The sequence below is a fragment of the Massilia sp. 05N420 genome (assembly GCF_056397205.1).
Window position 1 is genome coordinate 1 of sequence record NZ_JBFTMX010000090.1, and the last position, 1954, is coordinate 1954.

General features: G+C 49.4%; 3 protein-coding genes. All 3 read left to right on the plus strand.

Going from position 1 to position 1954, the window contains the following annotated elements; genetic code table 11:
- Positions 1-1059: RHS repeat-associated core domain-containing protein (locus tag AC1DIX_RS27340; protein ID WP_477328451.1), on the plus strand; the 1059-nt coding region annotated here is incomplete at its 5' end.
- Between the two features lies 1 nt (position 1060).
- Positions 1061-1600, plus strand: a complete 540-nt coding sequence (locus tag AC1DIX_RS27345) for a hypothetical protein (RefSeq protein ID WP_477328452.1) — start codon at positions 1061-1063, stop codon at positions 1598-1600.
- Positions 1601-1697: 97 nt separating this feature from the next.
- Positions 1698-1954: hypothetical protein (locus AC1DIX_RS27350; RefSeq protein ID WP_477328454.1), on the plus strand; the 257-nt coding region annotated here is incomplete at its 3' end.

Here is a 1954-nt window from a genome sequence, read left to right on the forward strand (position 1 = left end):
ATTGCGATGAGCCCGTCCACCGTCGCGCCGGGCCAGAACGCCACCTTCAACTTCCAGGTCAGCGCACCGTCGAGCGCCGGCACCTATACCTTCCAGTGGGGCATGGTGTGGGAATTCCACCAGCGCTTCGGCCAGTACAGCACGACCTCCGTCACGGTGGGGGGCACCAATGGCGCGGTGACCTATATCCATACGGACGGGCTGGGCAGCCCGGTAGCGCGCACGGACGGCGCGGGCAACGTGATCAGCCGGACGCGCTATGAGCCTTATGGCTATGTGGCCTCGGGCGTGCAGCCCACGATCGGGTTCACGGGGCATGTGAACGATGTGGATACCGGGCTGACGTACATGCAGCAGCGGTATTATGATCCGGTGGCGGGGCGGTTTTTGAGCATTGATCCGGTGGTGGCGGATGCCAGCAACGGAGACAGCTTCAACCGCTACGTCTATACGGCAAATAATCCTTATCGGTACATTGATCCCGATGGAAGAGAATTCTGCGGCTCTTACCAATGCGAGGTTTACGGAGAAGACAATAGTAGAGCGGCCCAACGCTCAAAAGACACTGCAGTGGCTAGAAGTGCAGGTGCCGTTTTAGGCGGAGTTGCTGGCGGGGTTGTTGCTGGAGGATGTGATCTCGCCACGTTTGCAACTTGCACCGCTGCAAATCCTGTAATTGTGGGAGGTGGTGTAGTAGTCGGTGGCGCTGTCGGAGCAGCAATTGGGCCGTCAGTAATGGAGTCTAGTAGACTATTGGCAAAGAGCATTTCTTCTGTTTTCGGGATCCAAAAACAAAATGACGAGCATGCACATCATATTGTTGCTGAAGGCGATAGGAGAGCCGCAGTTTCTCGGAAAATTCTTAATAATGTAGGAATGGATGTAAATAGTGCCTGGAACGGAATGATTTTGCCAGCTGGATATCATCAAAGATTGCACACCGATACTTATCATATCAGTGTTCAGGCGGCATTGAGTGGGGCAGTAAATTATGCTGATGTGGCTGCTCGACTGACTGCAATTCGCGCACAAATTTATATGGGGATGTTTTATTATTAACGTGAAAAATATTTTTCTTCCTCAGCCTCAAAGCGGATATGGTTCAGTGCTCCTTAGCGATTCAGATGATTGGCCAAGATTGAGTGCATTGAATTTTGAAAGAAAGAGTGAATCATGGAGGCCAATAAATTTTGAGTTTTATAACGATGAAAAAAGAAAGAAAATCAAACCGGATATTGCTATTGTGGTGCCTGGTATAGCTGTTCGAAAAGATTTGGCTGCACACTTATTTTCTGGTGACCTGGATAAGATTGAACTCTTGCCGATTATGGTGTCGGACCAAGACTGGCTACTGACGAATTGTTTAGTCAGTACTGGTGGAATGGATTTCAAAAAAAGCCTCTATCATCGAGATCAATCCGGCACGATTTTTTTGATACAAAAAATGGTTGTTAATGATCCGGATCTTTCGTGCCGACTCGCCTTTACTGTTGATGATTCAAATCGGTCCACTGTTTTTGTGCTCGAAAGATTTGTGAAAAGAGTCCAGGAAATGGAATTGAAAGGAATAAAGTTTAAAAATATTGGGGAGCTTTACTAAGCTAGGAGCCYGCAGTAGGTTTCGAATTCGTTTCTTAGCTCGAATTTGTATATTCAAAGGGAAGCGCTCAGAGAAAAAGTAAGCCCTAAAAATATAGTTGCTGATCGATTCTGGCAGAGAGGTTAATCACGGCAACTATTTTATCCGAGCTTACGAGAACCGTTGTAAGGCTGTCGGATTTGATTTCCAACTGTGGGGCACGGCGAGCTATGGCTACGACACGCTCGACAACCTGGTCTCGACGGCGATCACCGCTGGGCCGAATGCGCGCAACACGCTGCACAACATCGACTACGCCACCAACCGCCTGGCCAGCATCACGAACGGCCCGGCCAGCTTCAACTTCGCCTACGG